At 73.2% G+C, this 20,249-nt stretch carries 17 protein-coding genes and 1 pseudogene; 7 read left to right on the top strand and 11 right to left on the bottom strand.

Annotated elements, in window-relative coordinates:
- Window positions 1-22: 22 nt before the first annotated feature.
- From AB0J69_RS33665 to AB0J69_RS33655, 3 genes and pseudogenes are all read right to left on the bottom strand, one after another.
- Complete coding sequence (locus AB0J69_RS33665; RefSeq protein ID WP_364125643.1) at window positions 23-829, bottom strand: ion transporter; 807 nt, start codon at window positions 827-829, stop codon at window positions 23-25.
- A 288-nt stretch (window positions 830-1,117) separates the two neighbouring features.
- The gene (locus AB0J69_RS33660) at window positions 1,118-2,503 is read right to left on the bottom strand and encodes a xylan 1,4-beta-xylosidase (protein ID WP_364125640.1); all 1,386 of its coding nucleotides are present in this window, start codon (window positions 2,501-2,503) and stop codon (window positions 1,118-1,120) included.
- Between the two features lie 125 nt (window positions 2,504-2,628).
- A pseudogene (locus AB0J69_RS33655) lies at window positions 2,629-4,401 on the bottom strand (glycoside hydrolase family 15 protein); the annotation flags it as partial.
- Window positions 4,402-4,546: 145 nt separating this feature from the next.
- On the opposite strand from AB0J69_RS33655, the gene AB0J69_RS33650 reads away from it, so the two are divergent.
- Together AB0J69_RS33650 and AB0J69_RS33645 are read left to right on the top strand one after the other, a co-directional pair.
- Window positions 4,547-4,795, top strand: a complete 249-nt coding sequence (locus AB0J69_RS33650) for a hypothetical protein (protein ID WP_364125637.1) — start codon at window positions 4,547-4,549, stop codon at window positions 4,793-4,795.
- 36 nt (window positions 4,796-4,831) lie between these two features.
- Window positions 4,832-6,307, top strand: coding sequence for a S8 family serine peptidase (locus AB0J69_RS33645; protein ID WP_364125634.1), 1,476 nt, complete (start codon window positions 4,832-4,834; stop codon window positions 6,305-6,307).
- Between the two features lie 25 nt (window positions 6,308-6,332).
- Here AB0J69_RS33645 and AB0J69_RS33640 read toward each other — a convergent pair whose 3' ends face one another.
- The gene (locus tag AB0J69_RS33640) at window positions 6,333-6,977 is read right to left on the bottom strand and encodes a TetR/AcrR family transcriptional regulator (RefSeq protein ID WP_364125631.1); all 645 of its coding nucleotides are present in this window, start codon (window positions 6,975-6,977) and stop codon (window positions 6,333-6,335) included.
- Between the two features lie 37 nt (window positions 6,978-7,014).
- On the bottom strand, window positions 7,015-7,896 hold the full coding sequence (locus AB0J69_RS33635) for an NAD(P)-dependent oxidoreductase (protein ID WP_364125629.1): 882 nt from the start codon (window positions 7,894-7,896) through the stop codon (window positions 7,015-7,017).
- An 82-nt stretch (window positions 7,897-7,978) separates the two neighbouring features.
- Between AB0J69_RS33635 and AB0J69_RS33630 the strand changes: the two genes are divergently transcribed.
- Together AB0J69_RS33630 and AB0J69_RS33625 are read left to right on the top strand one after the other, a co-directional pair.
- Entirely contained in the window at window positions 7,979-8,536 is a 558-nt protein-coding gene (locus AB0J69_RS33630) for a TetR/AcrR family transcriptional regulator (RefSeq protein ID WP_364125626.1), read from the top strand.
- Window positions 8,537-8,759: 223 nt separating this feature from the next.
- The gene (locus AB0J69_RS33625) at window positions 8,760-10,187 is read left to right on the top strand and encodes an L-fucose/L-arabinose isomerase family protein (RefSeq protein ID WP_364125623.1); all 1,428 of its coding nucleotides are present in this window, start codon (window positions 8,760-8,762) and stop codon (window positions 10,185-10,187) included.
- A 108-nt stretch (window positions 10,188-10,295) separates the two neighbouring features.
- Here the strand turns inward: AB0J69_RS33625 and AB0J69_RS33620 are convergent, their stop codons facing one another.
- Complete coding sequence (locus AB0J69_RS33620) at window positions 10,296-11,486, bottom strand: SGNH/GDSL hydrolase family protein (protein ID WP_364125620.1); 1,191 nt, start codon at window positions 11,484-11,486, stop codon at window positions 10,296-10,298.
- 140 nt (window positions 11,487-11,626) lie between these two features.
- On the opposite strand from AB0J69_RS33620, the gene AB0J69_RS33615 reads away from it, so the two are divergent.
- Window positions 11,627-12,271, top strand: coding sequence for a TetR/AcrR family transcriptional regulator (locus tag AB0J69_RS33615; protein ID WP_364125617.1), 645 nt, complete (start codon window positions 11,627-11,629; stop codon window positions 12,269-12,271).
- A 119-nt stretch (window positions 12,272-12,390) separates the two neighbouring features.
- Entirely contained in the window at window positions 12,391-14,520 is a 2,130-nt protein-coding gene (locus tag AB0J69_RS33610) for a SpoIIE family protein phosphatase (protein ID WP_364125614.1), read from the top strand.
- On the opposite strand, the gene AB0J69_RS33605 is transcribed toward AB0J69_RS33610, so the two are convergent.
- A complete protein-coding gene (locus AB0J69_RS33605) occupies window positions 14,521-14,886 on the bottom strand; it encodes a hypothetical protein (RefSeq protein ID WP_364125612.1) in 366 nt (121 codons plus the stop codon). It abuts the gene before it with no gap.
- A gap of 107 nt (window positions 14,887-14,993) precedes the next feature.
- Here AB0J69_RS33605 and AB0J69_RS33600 point away from each other — a divergent pair, with 107 nt between their 5' ends.
- A complete protein-coding gene (locus AB0J69_RS33600; protein ID WP_364125609.1) occupies window positions 14,994-15,701 on the top strand; it encodes a DUF2071 domain-containing protein in 708 nt (235 codons plus the stop codon).
- A gap of 18 nt (window positions 15,702-15,719) precedes the next feature.
- Here AB0J69_RS33600 and AB0J69_RS33595 read toward each other — a convergent pair whose 3' ends face one another.
- The 4 genes from AB0J69_RS33595 to AB0J69_RS33580 all read right to left on the bottom strand — a co-directional run bounded on the left by AB0J69_RS33595 (window position 15,720) and on the right by AB0J69_RS33580 (window position 20,137).
- A complete protein-coding gene (locus tag AB0J69_RS33595; protein WP_364125606.1) occupies window positions 15,720-16,106 on the bottom strand; it encodes a VOC family protein in 387 nt (128 codons plus the stop codon).
- A 111-nt stretch (window positions 16,107-16,217) separates the two neighbouring features.
- Window positions 16,218-18,446: a protein translocase subunit SecD gene (gene secD / locus AB0J69_RS33590; RefSeq protein WP_364125603.1), complete on the bottom strand. Its 2,229-nt coding sequence runs from the start codon at window positions 18,444-18,446 to the stop codon at window positions 16,218-16,220.
- Between the two features lie 39 nt (window positions 18,447-18,485).
- Window positions 18,486-18,827 (bottom strand): hypothetical protein, encoded by a 342-nt coding sequence (locus AB0J69_RS33585; RefSeq protein WP_364125601.1) that lies wholly within the window; start codon window positions 18,825-18,827, stop codon window positions 18,486-18,488.
- A gap of 20 nt (window positions 18,828-18,847) precedes the next feature.
- Entirely contained in the window at window positions 18,848-20,137 is a 1,290-nt protein-coding gene (locus AB0J69_RS33580) for an MFS transporter (protein WP_364125598.1), read from the bottom strand.
- Window positions 20,138-20,249 lie beyond the last annotated feature (112 nt).

Here is a 20,249-nt window from a genome sequence, read left to right as displayed (position 1 = left end):
GATCGATGGTGTGCCGCCCGCGTCAACGATCGACCCGGGACCGGAGTTCCGGCGGCCACTCCCTCATGAGCAGCTGATCCAGCTTGGCGTTCACGGCCGCCAGCTCCTGCTTGACCGATTCGAGCTCCGTACGCGGGTCGGCCTCGGCGGGGTCGACGTCGTTCATGGCGTTGACCACGACCGCGATGAACAGGTTCAGGGCCACGAACGTGGACATCAGGATGTAGACGATGAAGAAGATCCACGCCCACGGCTTCTCCTCCATGACCTCCTGGGCGACGTTCCCCCAGTCGTCGCCGGTCATGATCTGGAAGAGGGTGAACAGCGAGCGCGGCAGCTCGTCGAAGCGCTCGGGCACGATGTCGCCGAACAGCTTGGTCGCGATGACCGCCGCGATGTAGATCATCAGGACGAGCAGGCCGATGATGGAGGCCATCCCGGGCACGGCCGCCAGCAGCGCCCCGACCACGCGCCGCATGCTGGGCACGGCCGAGACCAGCCGCAGCGCCCGCAGGATCCGCAGCGCACGCAGCACCGAGGTCGGCCCGGAGGCCGGGATGAGCGCGACGGCGACGATGATGCTGTCGAACCAGTTCCAGGGGTCGGTGAAGAACTTCCCGCGGTAGGCGTAGAGGCGGGCGGCGAGCTCGGCGGTGAAGACCGCCAGCGCGATCCGGTCGATGGCGTGCAGCAGGCCGCCGGCCCGCTCCATCAGGTACGCGCTGGTCTCGCAGCCGATGGTGACGGCGTTGACGACGATGACCAGGATGACGGCCCGCTGCGCGAGACTGCTCTCCAGTACGGCCCGGACACGTTCTTGGCCTGACAACGGACCCCGCTCCCCTCAGGATGATCGTTGATCATCGTAGGGGCCGCGGCGGCTCAGGTCCGGAGCAGGCAAAGGCTGAGATATGGATCACATCGGGCCTTCCTGGAGATCGCCACTCGAAGCGCTCGCTGAACAGCCGGTCCGCCGGGACGCCGTGCGGCCGCAGGTCCCGGACCATCGACGTCACGAACCCGGGGTTGCCGCAGACGAAGTAGGCGGCATCCCCGGAGGCGTCCCGGGTGACGCGGGCCGCGGTGAGCCGGCCGGTGCCGCGGACCCGTAACCCGGTCAGCGACCGCTCCACTTGATCTCGTACGCCTTGAGCGTGAACTCCTTGCCGTCCACGGTCGTGGTGACCTCGCCGTCGGTCGTGTTGACCAACAGCAGCTGCTCCGGCTGCGCCAGCACCCGGACCGCCGGGTCGGAGGAGGCGACGTCCTCGATCTGCGCCCCGGCCGGGAACCACTTGGCGAAGCCGCTCACGAGCCGGCCCGTCCCCGTCTCGTCCCCGGTGCGCGGCGCCCACAGGCAGGCCGGGCAGGCGCCCTCCTTGGCCTGCGGGTTCCAGTAGAGCGCGGTGGCGGCGCCGCTGCGGGCGAACTCCATCATCGACGCGGCCTGCACGGCCAGCCGCTTGGGCTCGGCCCACTTGGTGCCGTCCTCGGGCACGAAATACCACTCCGACCACCAGACCGGCATGTCGGTCTTCTTCCGCAGCCACTCGGTGACCGCGGAGAACTTGGTCAGCGCCCCGAACTCGTCCGGCAGCAGCTCGTGCGCGTCGGTGACCGAGGCGCCGTCCACCACGATGAAGTCGGCGCCCTTCTTGTTCTCGAACCAGTAGTTGAAGGCGTCCAGGACGTTCTGGTTGACGACCCCCCAGTCGCCGCGCAGCTCCGAGTCGCCCGTCCGGTTGCTGTCGAAGCCGATGTACGGGCCGCCGATCTCGGCGTCCGGCCGGACCGCCTTAACGGCGTCGTAGACCTTGTTGTACATCTCGGTGTAGCCCTTGAAGTCCGCCGGCTTGGAGTGGTCCTTCCAGAAGCCCTTGAACTCGTTCCACACCATGAAGTACTTGACGTCCTTGTACCGCGAGGCCACCGCCGCCGACAGCTTGGCGAAGTCGTCGAAGTGCTCGGGGTAGGGCGCGTCCTCCAGGTGCTCCGCCCAGGCGGAGTCCTCGGTGGGCCCCTCGGGCCCGCCCTTCATCCAGTCGGGCGCACAGCAGAGCGTGATGATCGGCGTGCCCTTGGACAGCCGCATGAGGTTCATCCGGCTGTCGAGGTCCTCCCAGAAGTACCGCCCCGGGTACGGCTCGGGGTTCAGCGCGCCGAAGCCCATGATGTGCTGGTTCTGCAGCATCGGCGTGCGGGCGAGCGACCCGGCCACGTCCTGCTCGAACTCCTGGGTGATGTTGTTCGCGCTGATCCCCGTGTGCGTGAAGCCCCAGCGGGGCCAGCCCTCGTCCACCTCGGGCGGCGTGACCGCCGGGCTCGCCGCCTGTGTCTGCTCCTGCGGCGCGGCGGAGGATTCGCGCGGCTCCGGAGCCCCCTGCTCCGGCTGCCCCGCGGGCCCGCAGCTCGCCACGACCACGGCCAGGGCGGTGGCTCCCGCGGCCGAGGCGGTCACCCGGCCGAGCCGCCGCCAGAACGATCCCCCGGTAGTCGATCCCACCCGATCCTCACCCGATTCCGACGCTGTGCATGCCGCTCGTAGCGTTCCATGGGCGGGCTTTCAGGGGGACATCCGGAGCAGACTTTCATAGGTAATCGTTATCGTTCAGTGGTAAAAGCCGCGGATCATCCCGCCAGCGCGGCGGCGGTGTTCACCACGGCCACGTGGCTGTAGGCCTGCGGGAAGTTGCCGACCTGGCGGCCCCGCTGGGTGTCGTACTCCTCGGCGAGCAGCCCGACGTCGTTGCGCAGGTCCAGCAGCCGCTCGAACAGCTCGCGCGCCTCGCCGCCGCGGCCGAGCAGGGCCAGCGCGTCGGCCAGCCAGAACGAGCAGGCCAGGAACGTGCCCTCGCCCCCGGTGAGCTCGTCGAGGTTGTCCAGGTCGTGGCGGTGGCGCAGCACCAGGCCGTCCTGGCCGAGCTCGCGCCGCACGGCCTCGACGGTGCCGGCCACGCGCGGGTCCGACGGGGGCAGGAAGCCGAGCCTGGGGATGAGCAGCAGGGCCGCGTCCAGCCCCTGCGAGCCGTAGAACTGGGTGAAGGTGTTGCGGCCGGCGTCGTAGCCGCGCTCGCACACCTCGCGGTGGATCTCGTCCCGCAGCGCCCGCCATCGGCCGGCGGGGCCGGCGTGGTCGCGCCCCTCGACGGTGCGGATCATGCGGTCCGCGGCGACCCAGGCCAGGACCTTGGAGTGGACGAAGTGGCGGCGGGGGCCGCGGATCTCCCACAGGCCGTGGTCGGGCTCCTGCCAGTGGCCCTCCAGGTAGTCCATGAGGGAGCGCTGCAGGTCCCAGGCGTCGTCGTCGTGGTGGAGGCCGGACCGCCGGCCCTGGTACAGGCAGTCCAGCACCTCGCCGTAGACGTCGAGCTGGATCTGGGCGTACGCGGCGTTGCCCACGCGTACGGGCCGGGAGCCTTCGTAGCCGCCCAGCCACTCGACGCGCCACTCGGGGATGCGGCGGGTGCCGTCGAGGGTGTACATGATCTGCAGGTCGCCCGGGTCGCCCGCGACCGCGCGCAGCAGCCAGTCGCGCCAGGCCCTGGCCTCCTCCTCGTAGCCGGCCGCCAGCATGGCGCGCAGGGTGAAGGCCGCGTCGCGCAGCCAGCTGTAGCGGTAGTCCCAGTTGCGGGAGCCGCCGAGCAGCTCCGGCAGCGACGTGGTGGCCGCGGCGACCAGGCCGCCGGTGGGGGCGTACGTGAGGGCCTTGAGGGTGAGCAGGCTGCGCCGCACGGCCTCGCCGTACCCTCCCTGGTACGCGCAGCAGTCCAGCCAGCCGGTCCACGTGCGCTCGGTGTCGTCCAGCGCGGTGAAGGGGTCCACGCCGGCCGGGCGGGGCAGCCAGGACTGCTGCCAGGTCAGCACGAACGGCAGCCGGTCGCCCTCCGAGACGGCGAAATGGGCGGCGGTGGTGCCGTCGTGCTCGTCGAGCGGGACGGGGGAGGCCAGCCAGGCGGAGTCGGGGCCGGCCACGGCCGCCAGCTCCCCGCCGTCGTAACGGGTCCAGGGGACGATGCTGCCGTAGTCGAAGCGCAGCGCCAGCTCCGTACGCATCTCGACGCGGCCGCGCACCCCCTCGACGATCCGTACGACGTCGGGCGCCTCCACGCGCGGCGGCATGAAGTCGAGCACCCGCACGGTCCCGCCGTCCGCCTCCCACGTGGTCTCCAGGATGAGCGTGCCCTCCCGGTAGCGGCGGGCGGCCCTGGCCTGCCCGTCGGCGGGGGCCAGCAGCCAGCGGCCCGCCTGCGCGTCGCCGAGCAGCGCCGCGAAGCAGGCCGCCGAGTCGAAGCGGGGCAGGCACAGCCAGTCGATCGAGCCGTTCCGGCCCACCAGGGCGGCGGTGTGCATGTCGCCGATCAGCGCGTAGTCCTCGATCCGCATGGTCCACCCCCCGGTCGCCCACCGATCCCGCCCCTACCCGCCGACCGGCCGCCAAACGGCCGCCGCCCCTGGCCGGGGCAGCGTCCGGCCGCACCTGCCCCCTGGGGTAATCCCTGGGTCGCTCCCTGTGTCGCGGGTGCCCCGGACGGGCGACCCTTGGGACATGGCCGCTGATGGTGACGTTCTCTCGGCCGAGGTCGAAGCGGCGCCTGGCAGGCAGCACCAGGCGGCGGCCGCCCTGACGCGCCTCGGTTTCAAGGTGCTCCACATCGGGACGACGACCAGCGTGAGCGCGCCCAGGGAGGTCTGGGAGCGGGTGTTCGGCCTGCCCCAGGTGGAGGTCCCCGGGGAGCTGAGCGAGCTCGTGGTCGCCGTCCACCTCACGGAGCCACCCGACTTCCACCCCCTTTGACGTCCATTTCTGGGTCTCATCTCGCAAAGGAGCGACATGACCACGATGACCGAGCGACGCGAGGACACCGTCTACTTCGAGGCGGCCCTGCGGCCGGACAGCGGCGCCTCGATGTTCGCCGAATCCTCCGCGACGCAGAACGCCGGACTCGACCGGTTGAAGCCGGCCCCTGGGCTCGCCGAGCGCACCGCCGGCGCGCTGCAGGCCAAGGGCTTCACCGTGCGGCACGTCGGGACCTTCTCGATCAGCGCGGAAGGCCCGAGGTCGCTGTGGGAGAGCACCTTCGGCACGCACGTCGAGGTGCGCCAGGCCGATCTGGAGGGACGGCCGCCGGACGTGACCGCCACCCCGGGCACGCAGGTGCCGTACCTGGCGCACGTGAGCGGCGAGCCGTTCACGATGCCGCCGGACCTGGAGCCGTACATCGAGCGGGCCTACCCGCAGCCGCCCCCGCGCTTCTTCGCCTCCCCGATCCCGCCCCGCGTCGGCTACCACCACCTGCGGGTGCCCGACGACGTCGCGCTCCTCCTGCGCTCGCACCAGGTGCACGACCGTGGCGTGACCGGGCGGGGCGTGCTGGTCGCGATGCCCGACACCGGCTTCTACCGGCACCCCTTCTACGACCACCACGGCTACAACTACAACGCCACCCTCGCCCCCGACGCCACCGCCGTGCAGCACGACGAGCACGGGCACGGCACCGCCGAGGCGGCGAACATCTTCGCCAGCGCCCGCGACGTCGACTTCGTGGGCGTCAAGATGGGCGCCAACGCCACGCTCGCCTTCAAGACGGCCTCCGACCTGGCGCCGGCCGTCATGACCAACAGCTGGGGCTACCACCTGCCCGGCGTGACCACGCTGCCGAACTTCCTGCGCCCGCTGGAGATGGCGGTCATCGAGGCGGTACGCGAGCGCGGCATCACCGTCTGTTTCTCCGCGGGCAACGGGCACGTCGCCTTCCCGGGAATGATGCCGGACGTGATCTCCGTCGGCGGCGTGTTCGTGGACGAGACCCAGGTCAACGGGGAGTTCAGGCTGGAGGCGTCCGACTACGCCAGCAGCTTCGACAGCCTCATCTACGCCGGGCGGCACGTGCCCGACGTGTGCGGCCTGGTCGGCAAGACTCCTCGGGCCATCTACATCATGCTCCCCGTCGAACCGGGCGACGAGATCGACACCGGCCTGGCCGGGACCGGGTACCCCACCAAGGACGGCACGGCGCCCGACGACGGCTGGGCCGTGATCAGCGGCACCAGCGCGGCCTCTCCCCAGGTGGCCGGGGTGTGCGCGCTGCTCAAGCAGGCGCAGCCGGGGCTGTCGCCCGCTCTCGTCAAGGCCGTGCTCAAGGCGTCGGCGCGGGACGTGGTGGACGGCAAGAGCGCGATGGGTCAGGTGGCCGGCGACGGCTACGACGGGCCCACCGGGTCGGGGCTGGTGAACGCGGAGGCGGCGTACCGGCTGGCCCGCTCGGTCACGCCGCGCAACCTGCACACCCTCCCGCCGCCCCGCTGACGGCCCCCCTCACGGCGGGACGCCGTCACGACGACGCCGGCGCGGTCTCCTGGCGGAGGAGGGCGAGGGCGGCGTGCTTGGCCAGGCCCGCGGCACCGGTGTCAGCACCGTCTTCGGCACCGTCATTGGCACCGTCATCGGCACCGGTGCCGGCGTAGTGGTCGGCGAGCACGGTCGCGCCCTCGACGAGCGCCAGGAGCTGCTTGCCCAGCCGGTCCGGGTCGGCCGCGCCGGCCCGGCGGGCGATACCGGTCAGCAGCTGGAGGTGGCGGCCGAGGTGGCGGGCGGCCACGGCCCGCGAGCCGCCGTCGTGCCGCTGCGCGGCCGCGTTGACGATCGCGCAGCCGCGGAAGCCGGGCTCGGCGTACCAGCGGCCGAGCGCGTCGAAGACGGCGGCGAGCTGCTCGGCGGGGTCCTCCCCCGCCGAGTCCGCCGCCTCGCGCAGCCACCGCACGACCCGGTCGCTGCGCGCCTCCAGCACCGCCTGGACGAGCCCGTCCTTGGAGCCGAAGTGCCGGTACAGCGTCTCCTTGGACGCCCCGACGGCCGCGCACAGCTCGGCCACGCCGATTCCGTCGATGCCGCGCTCGTAGAGCAGGCGGGTGGCGGCGCCGAGGATGGTGGCGCGGGTCTGCGCGGGGTCGAGGGAGGCGCCTTTGGGTACGGGCATGCCCCGGATCGTACCGGACGGTACTAACTACGCCGGCTCACGCGAGGCCGGCGCTGCGCCGCTCGATCGCCTGGATCACCGCCACCATGTCCGTCCCCCCGAGCCCCAGGGCCGCGCTCTCGCCGAACAGCTCGTGACAGACGTCGAGCAGCGGCGAGGCGATGCCGGTCTTGCGGGCCGTCTCGGCGATCAGGCGGCAGTTGTTCTCCAGGACGTCGGAGATCGACGCCTGCACGTCGAAGTCGCGGGCGACCAGTTTGAGCGCCTTCACCCGTGACACGCTGCTGGCCATCGGCCCCGCGTCGAGCACCTCCAGGAAGCGCCGCATGTCCAGGCCGTGCCGGTCGGCGAAGTGCGCCGCCTCGGCGAGCCCGGTGACCATCGTGATCAGGAACAGGTTGACCGCCTGCTTCATGAGCAGCGCGTTCGGCACCGGCCCGCAGTCGACGCTCTCGTGGCACATGGGCCGCAGCAGCGGGCGCACCTCGGCGGTGAGCGCCGGGTCCCCGGCCAGCATGCCCACCAGCCGGCCCGCCTCGGCGGGCTTGCGCGAGCCGGAGACGGGCGCCTCGACGTAACCTCCCCCGGCCGCGCGCACGTCGTCCTCGAGCGCGCGCGAGTATTCGGGCGAGGTCGTGCCCATGTGGACGATCACGCGCCCGGCGACGTGGGCCGCGAAGCGGGGCGTGCCGCGCTCCAGCGTCGCGTCGATCGCGGCGTCGCCGGAGAGCATGAGGAACACCACCCGCGCCCGCTCGAACACCTCGCCGGGGCTGCCCGCGACGCGCGCCCCGGCCGCCCGCACCGGCCCGGCCCGCCCGGCGGTACGGTTCCAGACGACGAGCGGCGTGCCCGCCCTGGCCAGATTGAGCGCCATGGGCCGACCCATGACACCGAGCCCGATGAAACCCACGTCCACGGGCTCCATACTATGACAAGCGTCATATCGAGCAAGAGGGTGTCGTCTCATGCAGAGCGAAACGTGGAGTCCGAGAGAGCGCATGGTGTACAGCGCGGCCCAGCTGCTGCGGGCGCGGGGGGCGACGGCGACCGGCATCCGCGAGGTGGTCGCGCGCGCCGGCGCGCCGCGCGGCTCGTTCCAGCACTACTTCCCCGGCGGCAAGGACCAGCTGGTGGGCGAGGCTCTGGAGTGGGCGGGCGGGTTCGCGGAGCGGCGCGCCGCCTCCTACCCGGCCACCACCGACGACCCGACGCCGGCCGGGCTCTTCGCCCACATGGTGGAGGGGTGGAAGGCGGAGTTCACGGCCAGGGGGTTCGAGCGCGGCTGTCCCGTGATGGCCACGGCCGCCGACCTGGCGGGCGGCGACTCGGCGGTCAACGGGCACGTACGCGCCGCGCTGGAGGGCTGGGGGCACGCGGTGGCGGCCGAGCTGGCGCGGATGGGCGTGCCGGCGGGGCGGGCCGGCGCGCTGGCGACGCTGATGATCAGCGCGCTGGAGGGTGCGATCATGTGGGCCCGGGTACGCCGGGACGTCGGGCCGCTGGAGACGGTGGTCACCGAGCTGGCACCGCTGCTCGACTCGGCCGCCCGTCCCTGAGCGGCGTGGGAGACTCGCAGGGGCGGCGCATCCGTGCCGGCTCGTGGTCCGCGAGTCCACGTCCGTGCCACCGGCGCACGCGTAGACGCCTTCCCCGGATCCGTGGCCCGGCGAGCCACCCCGATTCGTTAAAACGTATAAAGGCGAAGACCGGCCGATCTTGACGATCCAGCGCGCCCCAATTACCGTCCCAACAGACGTTCGTTCTAAAACGTTTTTTGCGATGCGCGCATCGAAGGGCTGCACCATGGCGAACACCAGGAAGGTACGCGTCGGGCTCGTCGCCGGAGGGCTGGGCGCCTACTGGCCCCAGTTCCCCGACCTCCTCCCCCAGCTCCAGCGCTCGGCCACCCGCGTCTCCGAGCGCATGCGGGAGCTCGACGCGGAGATCGTGGACGTCGGCTTCATCTCCGACGCCCAGGAGGGCGCGGCCGCGGCCGAGCGACTGCGGGCCGCCGACTGCGACCTCATCGTCGGCTTCCTGACCACGTACATGACCGCCACCATGCTCGTCCCGATCGCGCAGCGCAGCGGCGCGCCCGTCCTGCTGATCAACCTGCAGCCGACCGAGTCGATGGACCACGAGACGTTCGACACCGGCCAGTGGCTGGCCTACTGCGGCGCCTGCCCGCTGCCGGAGATGGCCAACGCCTTCCAGCGCTGCGGCATCCCGTTCCGCTCGGTGTCGGGCTATCTGGAGGACAAGCGCGCCTGGACGAAGATCGGCGGCTGGGTACGCGCGGCGGCCGCCCGGGCGGTGTTGCGGCACGGCCGGCACGGCCTGATGGGTCACCTCTACCCGGGCATGCTCGACGTCTCCACCGACCTCACGCTGGTGCCGGCCAACTTCGGCGGGCACGTGGAGGTGCTGGAGTTCGACGACCTTCGGGTACGCGTGGAGCGGGTCACCGACTCCGAGGCCGCCGACAAGCGCGCCGAGACCGAGAAGATCTTCGACTTCGCCGACAGCGTCAACGAGACCGACCTCGACTGGGCCTGCCGCGTCGCCGTCGGCCTCGACCGGCTGGTTGCCGACTTCGACCTGGACAGCCTCGCGTACTACCACCGCGGCCTGGACGGCGAGACGCACGAGCGGCTCGGCGCCGGCATGATCCTCGGCGCCTCCCTGCTCACCGCCCGCGGCATCCCCGCCGCCGGCGAGTACGAGCTCCGCACCAGCCTGGCCATGCTCATCATGGACCGCCTGGGCGCGGGCGGCTCCTTCACCGAGTTCCAGGCACTCGACTTCCTGCGCGGCCACGTCGAGATGGGCCACGACGGGCCCGCCCACCTGGCCATCAGCGCCCGCAAGCCGCTCCTGCGCGGCCTGGGCGTCTACCACGGCAAGCGGGGCTGGGGCGTCTCCGTCGAGTTCGACGTCCGGCACGGCCCGGTCACCGCGTTCGGCATCATCCAGCGCCGCGGCGGCGAGTTCGCCTTCCTGGCCTCGGAGGGCGAGACGGTGGACGGCCCGCACCTGCGGATCGGCAACACGACCAGCCGCGTCGACTTCGGGCGGGATCCCGGCGAGTGGACGGACGACTGGAGCGCCACCGGCATGTCCCACCACTGGGCGCTCGGCACCGGCCACCGCGGTGCCGAGCTGAAGGCGCTCGCCCACCTGCTGGACATCGACTACATCCAGATCTGACCCCGGGCACGCCTCCGCCCGTCCCGGGGCGGGCACACCGTGCGCGGGCGCCGGGTGTGCGGCGTTCCCGAAGCGGCGGGGCTCGCGCGAGACGCCCGGAGGGCGGGTTCAGGTGAAGAGCGTCGCGGGCACGGCTGTGGCGAGCGCGTAGTAGCCGGCGGGGCTCAGGTGGAGGTGGTCGCCCCCGTCGTACGCGACCGAGAGCCGTCCCGGCGCGGCCGGGTCCCGGACGGCGCGGTCGAAGTCGATCACGGCGTCGTACCGCCCCGCCGTGCGGATCCAGGCGTTGACCGCCTGCCGGGCCGACTCGCGGAAGCCGTGGGGGTCGTCGTACGGGTCGTGGCCGCCGAAGGGGGTCAGGGTGGCGCCGTACACCAGGAGGTCGCGTGCCTGGGCCCGGACGATGATCTGCTCGTGGGCGGCGATGAGGTCGGCGGCGGTGCGCTCCTGGGCGTCCCGGGTGGGCTCGGCGGTGCCGAGGTCGTTGACGCCCTCGAAGACCAGGAGCCACCGGGCGGCCGGCTGGGCGAGGACGTCGCGGTCCAGCCGGGCCAGGGCGCTCGGGCCGAGCCCGTCGTCGAGCACCCGGTTGCCGCCCGCCCCCTGGTTCGCGATGGCGACGCCGCCCGGGAGCCGGTCGAAGAGCCGGTCCGGCCAGCGGTCGTTGCCGTTGGTGGTGGATCCCCGGCCGTCGGTCAGGGAGTCGCCGAGCAGGACGAGCGTCCCGGTGTCGCGCCCGGCCCGGACCTCGACTCCGGAGAGGAGGTACCAGTGGTCGACGGGGGTGGCGTCGGGCAGGTCAGGGGCGTCCACGTGGTCGCCGGTGGCGAGGTAGGAGGTGGTCCTGGAGCCGGGGTGCGAGGTGAGCTCGGAGGAGGGCTGCCCCCGGTCGAGACGGACCGTCACCGTCAGGACCGAGCCGGGTGCCAGGTCGAGCTCCAGCGGGTCGGACACGGCGTGCGCCCCCATCGGGACGACGAAGGTCGTACGGCCGGAGAACGTCACGGGCCGGGAGCTGCCCGGCCGGATGGCGCTCACCCCCGCCGCCCCGCCGTCCGGCAGCGCCACCGCCACGCGGGTGATCGGCAGCGGCGCCCCGCCGAACGCGTTGGACAGCCGCAGCCGCACCCACTGCCCGCCCGCCGACACCCGCACGGTCTGCCGCAGCGTCGTGTCGGCCAGGACCAGCCCCTCCTTGGCGTACGGCGGAGGCGGCATGTTGTCGGGCTCGGTGAGCTGGGGCATCGCCGTCCACGTCGTGACCCAGTGACCGGCCGGCAGGCTCGGCGATTCCCCCATGAAGACGGCTCCACTCGATAGTCGAAACTTTCGGCACAATACCGAACCTTTCGCCACCGACTGCGGCCGGGGCACGTTTTTACCCGGCTTTGTCGGTCGGGTGATAGGCCCTGTGGCCCTTCGCGCCTATGGTCACGACCATGGAGTCTCCAGAAGACGGCCGGGAGCCGATCGTCCGGGCGGCCACCAGGCTGTTCGCCGCTCTCGGCTACGACGGCACCTCCATCGCGCAGATCGCCGAGTCGGTGGGCAGGGAACCGGCGGACGTCCACGTGCACTTCGCCACCAAGCGCGAGATCTACCTGGAGGTCATGGAGCAGGCTCGCAGTCTCCTGGGGTGCGTCGTCGAGGAGCGGGCCGGTGAGCTGCTGAACGCGCCGCCCGAGCGGCGGCCGGAGGCGCTGCACCGGTTCATCGACGAGTACCTCGACATGTGCGTGGCGCATCCGGAGGCGCCCGCCCTGTGGATGCACCGCTGGTTGTCCGACGCCAGCGACATCGCCGAGGTGGAGGCCAAGAGCACGCAGCCGCTCATCCAGTTCGCCGCCGACAGCATCGCCACGGTCGCCCGCCCGGCCGGCGGCGACCCGCTGCACACCACGTACACGCTGATCTGGTGCATCCACGGGTTCGCGCTGGGCGGGGTGCTCAACGGGACCGGCCACCGGCGCGGCGTCGAGGACCTCCGCCAGCTCGGGCGGTTCCGCGCGCACATGCACCTGATGCTCGGCCGCGCGCTGGGCCTGCCCGAGCCGGAGCCCGAGGAGCCCGCCACCGCCCCATAGGCGGTGTGGAAATAAGCGGAACGTAACCAATTCACTACACTAATACGTGTATTCTGCCCGTATGGGAGGTTTCGGATGCCGATGGCGCTCACGTCGCGTGAGCGGAGCGTGCTGAGGCGGTGCGGGACGAGGACACGCTGATCCCCGGCGCGGCGAGCGACTCGTCCCGCCTCGACACGCTGCTGGTCGAAGCCGTCAGCAGCTCCGGAGCCCACATAGGCGCCCTGTACCTCCTGGAGGCGCACAGCGAGGTCCTGCACATGGCCGCGGAGATCGGCATGCCGGCGCCCGTCGCCAGGGCGTGGGCCAGGGTCAGGAAGCAGGATCCGGTGCCGATCGCCGCGGCGGTCCGCGAGGAGCGGCTGATCTGGCTCTCCGGCCGCGAGCACCTGGCCAACGAGTTCCCGGGGTCGGCGCTGGCCCTGCCGTACCACTTCGCGGCGGCCCTGTCCCCCATCTGCGCCGCGGGCGCCGTCTGGGGCGGGGTCCTGCTGCTGTGGCCGTCCGGCCACGTGTCGGAGCTCACCCCCCGCCAGATCGACATCATCAACGACGCCTGCGCCGCGCTCGGCCACGTGCTGTGGCGGGCGGCCGAGCGCGGCCGGCCGATCACCGCCGAGCCCCGGCCCCGCATCCTCGGCCCGCGCCGCACGCCCGAGGGGGACCCGAGAGCCGACCTGGTGGCGCTCGAATGCCTCAACCGCCTGCCCGAGGGCTATCTGGCGCTGGACGTGGACGGGTGCGTGACCCTCCTCAGCGCGCCGGCCGCCGACCTGCTCGCGAGCAGCCCGTCCGAGCTGATCGGCCGGCGCCCGTGGGAGGTGCTGCCGTGGCTGGCCGACCCCTCGTACGAGGACCGCTACCGGGCCGCGGTCCTGGGCCGGCAGGTCACCCACTTCATCGCCCGCAACCCCCCGGGCCGGCAGCTCACCTTCTGGATGTATCCCGGGCTGACCGGCATCACCGTGCGCATCTCCCCCGGCACCGCGTCGCGCGCCCCCGCCCCGGACGCGCCCGAGGGGCCGAAGGTCATCGCGGTGCACGAGATCCTGCAACTGGCCACCACCCTCGCGCGGGCGGTGACCGCCCAGGAGGTGATCGACCTGGTCGCCGACCACGTCATGCCCGTCTATGACGTGCAGGCGCTGGCCATCCTCACCTCGAAGGGCGGCCGGCTGCGGGTGGCCGCCTCGCGCGGTTACAGCCGGCGGGCCATCGACGAGTTCGACGGCCGCCCCGCCATCCCGGCGATCCCCGCCGGCCGGGCGTTCGACGCGGGCAAGCCGGCGTTCTTCTCGACCTGGGACGAGCTGCGCGCCACCTACCCGGACGCCCTCCGCTCCGACGACATGTGCGCCTGGGCGTTCCTGCCGCTGGTGACCTCGGGCCGGCCGATCGGCACCTGCATCCTCGCCTACGACCGCCCGCACGAGTTCAGGACCGACGAGCGCGCCACGCTCACCGCGCTGGCCGGGCTGATCGCCCAGGCGTTCGAGCGCGCCCGCCTCTACGACGTCAAGCACCAGCTCGCCCAGTGCCTGCAGTCCAGCCTGCTGCCGCACACCCTTCCCCGGATCCCCGGCCTGGACGTGGCCGCCACATACCTGCCAGCCACGCCCGGCATGGACATCGGCGGCGACTTCTACGACCTGATCCGCCTCAGCGACACCATGGCCGCGGCGGTCATCGGCGACGTGCAGGGCCACGACGTGACCGCCGCCGCGCTCATGGGGCAGGTGCGGACCGCCATCCGCGCCCACGCCACCGCGGGGGCCTCCCCCGGCGACGTGCTGGCGCACACCAACCGGCTGCTCACCGAGCTGGCCCCCGACCGCTTCACGAGCTGCCTGTACGTCAGCTTCGACCTGCGCCGGCACGCCGCGTGCCTGGCCAGCGCGGGGCACCTGCCGCCGGTGCTGGGCCCGCCCGGCGGCCCCGGCCGGGTCATCAACACCTCCCCCGGCCTGCTGCTCGGCATCGACCCCGACGCCGAGTACGCCACCACGGACCTGGCCCTGCCACCCGGCTCGGTGATGGCCCTCTACACCGACGGCCTCATCGAGGAGCCGGGGCTCGACCTGGGCGACGCGATCGCCGCCCTGGCCGCCCGCTTCGCCCCGACGCCCGGACAGCCGCTGCACCGCCTGGCGGAGTCACTCGTCGAACCCGCCACCATCGAGCGGCGTACGGACGACATCGCGGTGCTCCTCCTGCGGGACGCCTTCACGCACCCGGACGGGAGGCCCTGATCACCGCCCGGGCGCCAGGCGCAGCACCGCCTTCCCCGAGGACAGCGAGACCACGCGCACGCCGATGCCGTTGACCGACCCCGACGTGCCCTTGCCGAGCTGTGCCTGCGACATCACGCCCGGCCCGGTGCCCTTCACGCGCACGGTGCCGGCGGTGAAGGCGATGGCCAGCCTGGTGATGCCGAAGCGGGGGCTGACCCGGAACGACACGCTCTTGGTGAGGGTGAGCTTGCACCTGCCGTCGTAGCAGGCGCGCAGATTGGGCTTGGCCGCGGCGGACGCGCCCGCGGCGGTCAGGTGGGCGGCGACGGGGGTGAGGGCGATGGACGCGGCCACGGCCAGGGCGGTGGTGATCTTGGGGGGCATGATCCTCCTTGCGCTCCGCTCGTGTCATGAAAGCTTACGGAACTCGTCAATACGCCGCTTCCCGCCCGGGCAGAATGCCGGGCGCCGCCGGGGGCAGGGGCCGGGGTGTGCGAGCGCCATCCTCTCTTCACGTCGCCCGGCCGGTGATGTACCACCAGTGGTCGGAGATCACCTTCCTCCACTGGCGTTGTCCGCCGGCCGTCGTACAGGCGCTGGTGCCGGGCTCGCTCACGGTCGAGACCTTCGACGGGTCCGCCTGGGTGGGGCTGACGCCGTTCCTCATGGAAGGGGTGCGGGTGCCCGGCCTGCCCGCCGTGCCGTGGCTGTCGAGGTTCCCGGAGACGAACGTGCGGACGTACGTACGCGACGATCTGGGCCGCCGCGGGATCTGGTTCCTGTCGCTGGACGCCGGGCGCCTGACCGCGGCGCTGGGTGGCCGGGCGGGCTTCTGGCTGCCGTACTTCTGGTCCGACATGTCGGTGCGGGTGGGCGGGGGCCGCGTCCGGTACAGGTGCCGGCGTCATGGGAACGGGGCCCGGTGCGACGCGGAGGTGGCGACGGGCCCGCTGCTGCCGGCCGGCGAGGTGGACGAGCTGGCGCTGTTCCTGACCGCCCGCTACCGGCTGTTCACGGTCGTGGCGGGCCGGACGGCCCGGGCGCGGGTGGAGCACCCGCCCTGGCCGCTGCGCCGGGCCGAGCTCACCCGCCTCGACCAGGACCTGGTCCAGGCCGCCGGCCTGCCCGCCCCGCAGGGCCCTCCCGTCGTGCACGCCTCCTCCGGGGTCCCGGTACGGGTGGGGATGTGGACCTGGTGACCCCCGTCGGCGGGGCGGTCAGCGGGTGTCGCGGCGCAAGGGGTGATCGGGCGGGACCTGCACCAGGACGATGCGGTGGCCGTCGGGATCGGCGATCCACAGCTCGACCAGCCCCCACGGCTCCAGACGGGCCTCGCGCAGCACGGTGACGCCCGCCGCCCGCAGCCGCTCCTCCTCGCGAGCCACGTCGCGTACCTGCAGCCAGAGCGAGACCCCCGGCCCGGCCCCGTCCCGCGCGGCCCCGGAGAGCTCCAGGAAGCCCTGCCCGAGGAAGAAGACCACGCCCGGATGGTCGGGCGGGCCGAACTCGCGATAGACGGCCAGGCCGAGGGTCTCGGCGTAGAAGCGGCGGCTGCGCGCGGGGTCACCCGGGCGCAGCAGCACGCGGCTGCTCAGCACCTCCATGCCGGACCTGTTCCCCGATCACGGCCCGGGATGCGCGCCGCCGGCCAGGGACGCCGGCGCGCATCCCGGCTCAGGACACGGGCGCCCGGTGGGCGCGCGGGCCCGGTGTCCTCACACCACCGCACCCCTCCGCACCTGCGGCTTCGCGGACGCGGGAGAGGGCGGCGGGCGGCGGTCGAACCTGCCGAGCAGGATCGCCGCCGGCCCGGCCACGAAGGCCGACGACAGCGTGCCCGTCACGATCCCGGCCACCAGAGCCATCGCGAAGTCACGCAGCGAGTCGCCTCCGAAGGCCATCAACGCGAGCAGGATGAACAGCGCCCCGAGCCCGGTGTTGACGGTACGCGGCAGCGTCTGCAGGATCGCCCCGTTCACCGCCGCCGCGAACGGCACGCGGGCCGTCCACAGCTCCCTGACCCGGTCGAACACCACCACCTTGTCGTTGACCGAGTAGCCGACGACGGTCAGCATCGCGGCCAGGAACACGCCGTCGACCGGCTTGCCCAGCCACGCGAACAGCCCCGCCACCACGGCCACGTCCACCAGCAGCGCCAGCACGGCCGCCACGCCGAACGTCCACCGGAACCTGGCCGCCAGATACACCAGCTGCATCGCCACGGCCACGCCGAGCGCGACGAGGGCGTTGCGGCGCAGTTCCTCGCCCAGGCTCGGGCCGATGAACTCCTCGCGCCGCTTGGTCACCTCGCCCGCCTGGCCTTCGAGCGCGTGCTCGATCCTGGCCACGTCCTCGATGCCGAGCCGCGCGGCGCGTACCGAGACCCCGTCGTCGCCCGCCTGCACCACCGCCGTCGGGAAGCCGGCCCGCGCCACCGCCTGCCCGGCGGCGTCGGCCGAGATCGGCCTGGAGGTGGCGAACTCGACCAGCCGCCCGCCGGTGAACTCGACGCCGAAGTTCAGGCCGCGGGCGACCAGCCCGGCCACGGCCACCGCCGCCAGCCCGCCCGCGATCCCCAGCCACACCTTCCCGGCCCGCATGAGCTGCGGGTTCCGGCCCGCCAGCCACGTCCGGACGGTCCCGGCCGAGCCGAGCCCCGACACGCGCGGCCCGATCCGGCCGATGACGGCCTGGACGAGCACGCGGGTGATGAGCAGGGCCGAGACGAGCGAGGCGAGCACGCCGACGGCCAGGGTCACGCCGAAGCCCTTGACCGGGCCCGAGGCCAGCCAGAACAGCAGCCCGGCGGCGATCAGGGTGGTGACGTTGGAGTCGGCGATCGCGCTCCAGGCGTTCCGGAAGCCCCGGTCGAGCGCCGCCCGCAGCCCGCGGCGGGGCGCCTGCTGGTACTCCTCCCTGGCCCGCTCGAAGACCAGCACGTTGGCGTCGATCGCCATGCCGATGGCCAGCACGAACCCGGCCAGCCCCGGCAGTGTGAAGGTCGCGCCCATCGCCACCAGCGCCGCGTACGAGATCAGGCCGTAGCAGGCCAGCGCGAGCGCCGACAGCAGCCCGGCCAGGCGGTAGACGGCCACGATGAAGACGGCGGTCAGGACCAGCCCGGCGACCGCCGCCCTGGCGCTGGCGTCGATGGCCGCCGCGCCGAGCGTCGGGCCGACCGTCCGCTGCTCGACGAGCTGGAGCGGCACCGGCAGCGCGCCACCCTTGATCAGCACGGCCAGGTCGCGCGCCTCCTCGTGCGTGAACGAGCCGGTGATGTCGGCGCTGCCGCCCGGGATCCCGGTACGGCAGGGCACGGACGGGTCGAGCGGCGGCGAGGAGATGATCTCCTTGTCGAGCACGATGGCGACCCTGCGCCGCGGGTCGTCGGGGGGTTGGCAGGCCGCCTCCCCGGTCAGCCGCTGCCAGGCGCCGTCCTCGCGGAAGTCGATGCTCACCCACCAGCCGGGGCCGCGCTGGGGGTCGCTCCGCTCGGCGGCATCGCTCACCCCGTCGCCGGTGATGGCCGCGGGCCCGAGCTTCAGCAGGCCGCCGTTCTCGTCGCGGAACGCCGACCGGTCGCCCGGCTCGGCCGCGCCGAGCACGGGACGGAAGGCGAGCTGCGCGGTACGGCCGATGACCTCGGCCGCCTGCCGCGGGTCGAGCACGCCGGGCAGCTCGACGATGATCCGCCGCTCGCCGGAGCGGACCAGGGTGGGGTCGACCACGCCGAGCGCGTCCGCCCGCTGGCGCAGCACGTTGAGCGCCCGGTCGGTGGCGGCGGCGTCGGCCTCGACGGTCGGCGAGTCTTTCGTCTCGAAGACGAGCTGGGTGCCGCCGCGCAGGTCGAGGCCCAGGCGCGGGGCGGCGGTAAGGGTGATCGCTAATGAGATCGCGATGACGGCGCACGCCGCCACCGCGCGCCAGAACGGCGCACGGAACATGGAAGCCTCCACAGGCTCGGAAGTGCGGAAAAGGGATCTTCAGCGCACTGTGGAGGGAGGCGCCCGCGCCGCCGCCGCGGGCGGCCTGCGGGCCTCAGGGGCGTCGGCGCCCCGGTCGGAGACGAGGACGGCCCACGGGGACCGGAAGCCGGGCAGCCCGGACCCCGGCACGGCGGCCGCGCCGGTCACGGTGTTCGGGCCGGCCCAGGCGCGTACGGCGGGGACCGGGTGCGGGACCTGCCGGACCCCGGAATGTTGCTGCTCGGCCCGCCAGGTCGCGGCGTGCGCGGCGGTCACCTGCTGGACCGGCTGCGCGTGGGCGGCGGCCGGCAGGAACCAGGACAGGAGGAGGAGCAGCGCGGCGGGCAGCCTGGTGCGCATGGACCCCCTCCCTTCGAGGCTCACCTTAGCCCGTCCGGCGTCGGAGGGCGCCTCGATGCGCGCGCACCGATCACGGCGCCGGCGCAGGCGATGAGCAGGCCCGCGGCCAGCAGGGCGGCGACCGGGCCGGCGCTCTGGGCGAGTGCGGCCAGCGCCAGCCCGCCGACGATCTCGCCGCCGGTCTCGGCCTGCGAGAGGAACGACTGCACGGTGGCCCGCACGTCGCTCGTGGCGCGCCGGTTGACCCAGACCACGCTCGCGACCCGGGTGAGGGGATCGCAGATCCCGGTCACGAGCAGCATGCCGAGCCCGCCGAGCAGCGCGACGGGCGCCCAGGCGAGCACGAGCAGGCCCAGCACGCCGGCGAGGCAGGCGAGCACGTAGGCCCGCCGTACGACGCCGGCGCCGCCGATCCGGCCCTCGACGGCCCGCAGCGCGACGACCCCGGCCAGCGACGCGAGGATCCCGAGACCCGTGTACCAGAGCGTGGGATCGCCGGCCGGGAATCCGAGGGCGACGAGCTGCCTGGGGAAGATCCAGGTGATCATCGTGGCGCCGTTGACGATCATCGTGGCGGCGAGCACGAGCCGGATCTCGCGGTCCCGGCGGGCGAGGGCGAGACCGCCCCGGAGGATCGACAGCGAGGCGGCCCGCCGGTGGTGGGCCACGGGGGTGAAGCCGCGCTCGGTGAAGCGGGCGGCGACGTACAGGCCGGCCAGCGCGATGCCCGCGCCCGAGACGACGATCGCCACCCACAGACCGGCCGCCCAGCCGAGCACCCCGAACACCACCATCCCCGCCGCCCCACCGGCCAGCTCCCAGCGAGCCGCGGCGGCCAGCACCCGCGCGACGCCGTCCGGCCCGGCTGGGTCACCGGCGGGGTCGCCGGCGGGCCGCCGGGCGGAATCATCGGCGGGCCGTCGGGCGGCGCGATCCGGCCCGGTGAGCTCGTCGGTGAGCCACGCGACGTCGGCGCCGGCCGACAGCGCCCAGCCCAGCCCCCACAGCACCTGCGTCACCACGATCCACGGGAAGGCGGTCACGAAGCCGGTCATCACCATGCCGGCGGCCAGCAGCCCGTGCCCGGCGACCAGCGACCACCGGCGGCTGACGGTGTCCGACCAGGCGCCGGCGGGGATGTCGGAGACCAGCATCGTGGCGGCCACGACCGTGCCGAGAAGGATCAGCTCACCGGCGGAGAGCCGGGCGACGACGACGAAGTAGAGGCTGGAGGCGAGCACGTAGCCCCGGTGGGACATGGCCCGCAGGAACGTCCAGAGCAGGAACGTCCGCGCCGCGCCCACGCCCATGCCCGTCAGCCCGGCACGCGCCGGATCCCGCTCGCGGCTCCGGTGACGACGACCCTGGTGGACTTCATGACCTGCCTCCGACGGGCGGACGGCGCACCTCGTCGATCGACGC

The organism is Nonomuraea sp. NPDC049709 (genome assembly GCF_040674815.1).
Lineage (GTDB): Bacteria > Actinomycetota > Actinomycetes > Streptosporangiales > Streptosporangiaceae > Nonomuraea.
This window is presented reverse-complemented; position numbering and strand designations above follow the sequence as displayed.

Coding starts and splice junctions, on each gene's coding strand:
- AB0J69_RS33630 (WP_364125626.1), top strand. CDS start 7,979: ATGGTGTACAGCGCGGCCCAGCTGCTGCGGGCGCGGGGGGCGACGGCG.
- AB0J69_RS33640 (WP_364125631.1), bottom strand. CDS start 6,977: ATGCCCGTACCCAAAGGCGCCTCCCTCGACCCCGCGCAGACCCGCGCC.
- AB0J69_RS33585 (WP_364125601.1), bottom strand. CDS start 18,827: ATGCGCACCAGGCTGCCCGCCGCGCTGCTCCTCCTCCTGTCCTGGTTC.
- AB0J69_RS33650 (WP_364125637.1), top strand. CDS start 4,547: ATGGCCGCTGATGGTGACGTTCTCTCGGCCGAGGTCGAAGCGGCGCCT.
- AB0J69_RS33620 (WP_364125620.1), bottom strand. CDS start 11,486: ATGGGGGAATCGCCGAGCCTGCCGGCCGGTCACTGGGTCACGACGTGG.
- secD (WP_364125603.1), bottom strand. CDS start 18,446: ATGTTCCGTGCGCCGTTCTGGCGCGCGGTGGCGGCGTGCGCCGTCATC.
- AB0J69_RS33595 (WP_364125606.1), bottom strand. CDS start 16,106: ATGGAGGTGCTGAGCAGCCGCGTGCTGCTGCGCCCGGGTGACCCCGCG.
- AB0J69_RS33615 (WP_364125617.1), top strand. CDS start 11,627: ATGGAGTCTCCAGAAGACGGCCGGGAGCCGATCGTCCGGGCGGCCACC.
- AB0J69_RS33645 (WP_364125634.1), top strand. CDS start 4,832: ATGACCACGATGACCGAGCGACGCGAGGACACCGTCTACTTCGAGGCG.
- AB0J69_RS33625 (WP_364125623.1), top strand. CDS start 8,760: ATGCGCGCATCGAAGGGCTGCACCATGGCGAACACCAGGAAGGTACGC.
- AB0J69_RS33580 (WP_364125598.1), bottom strand. CDS start 20,137: ATGGGCGTGGGCGCGGCGCGGACGTTCCTGCTCTGGACGTTCCTGCGG.
- AB0J69_RS33605 (WP_364125612.1), bottom strand. CDS start 14,886: ATGCCCCCCAAGATCACCACCGCCCTGGCCGTGGCCGCGTCCATCGCC.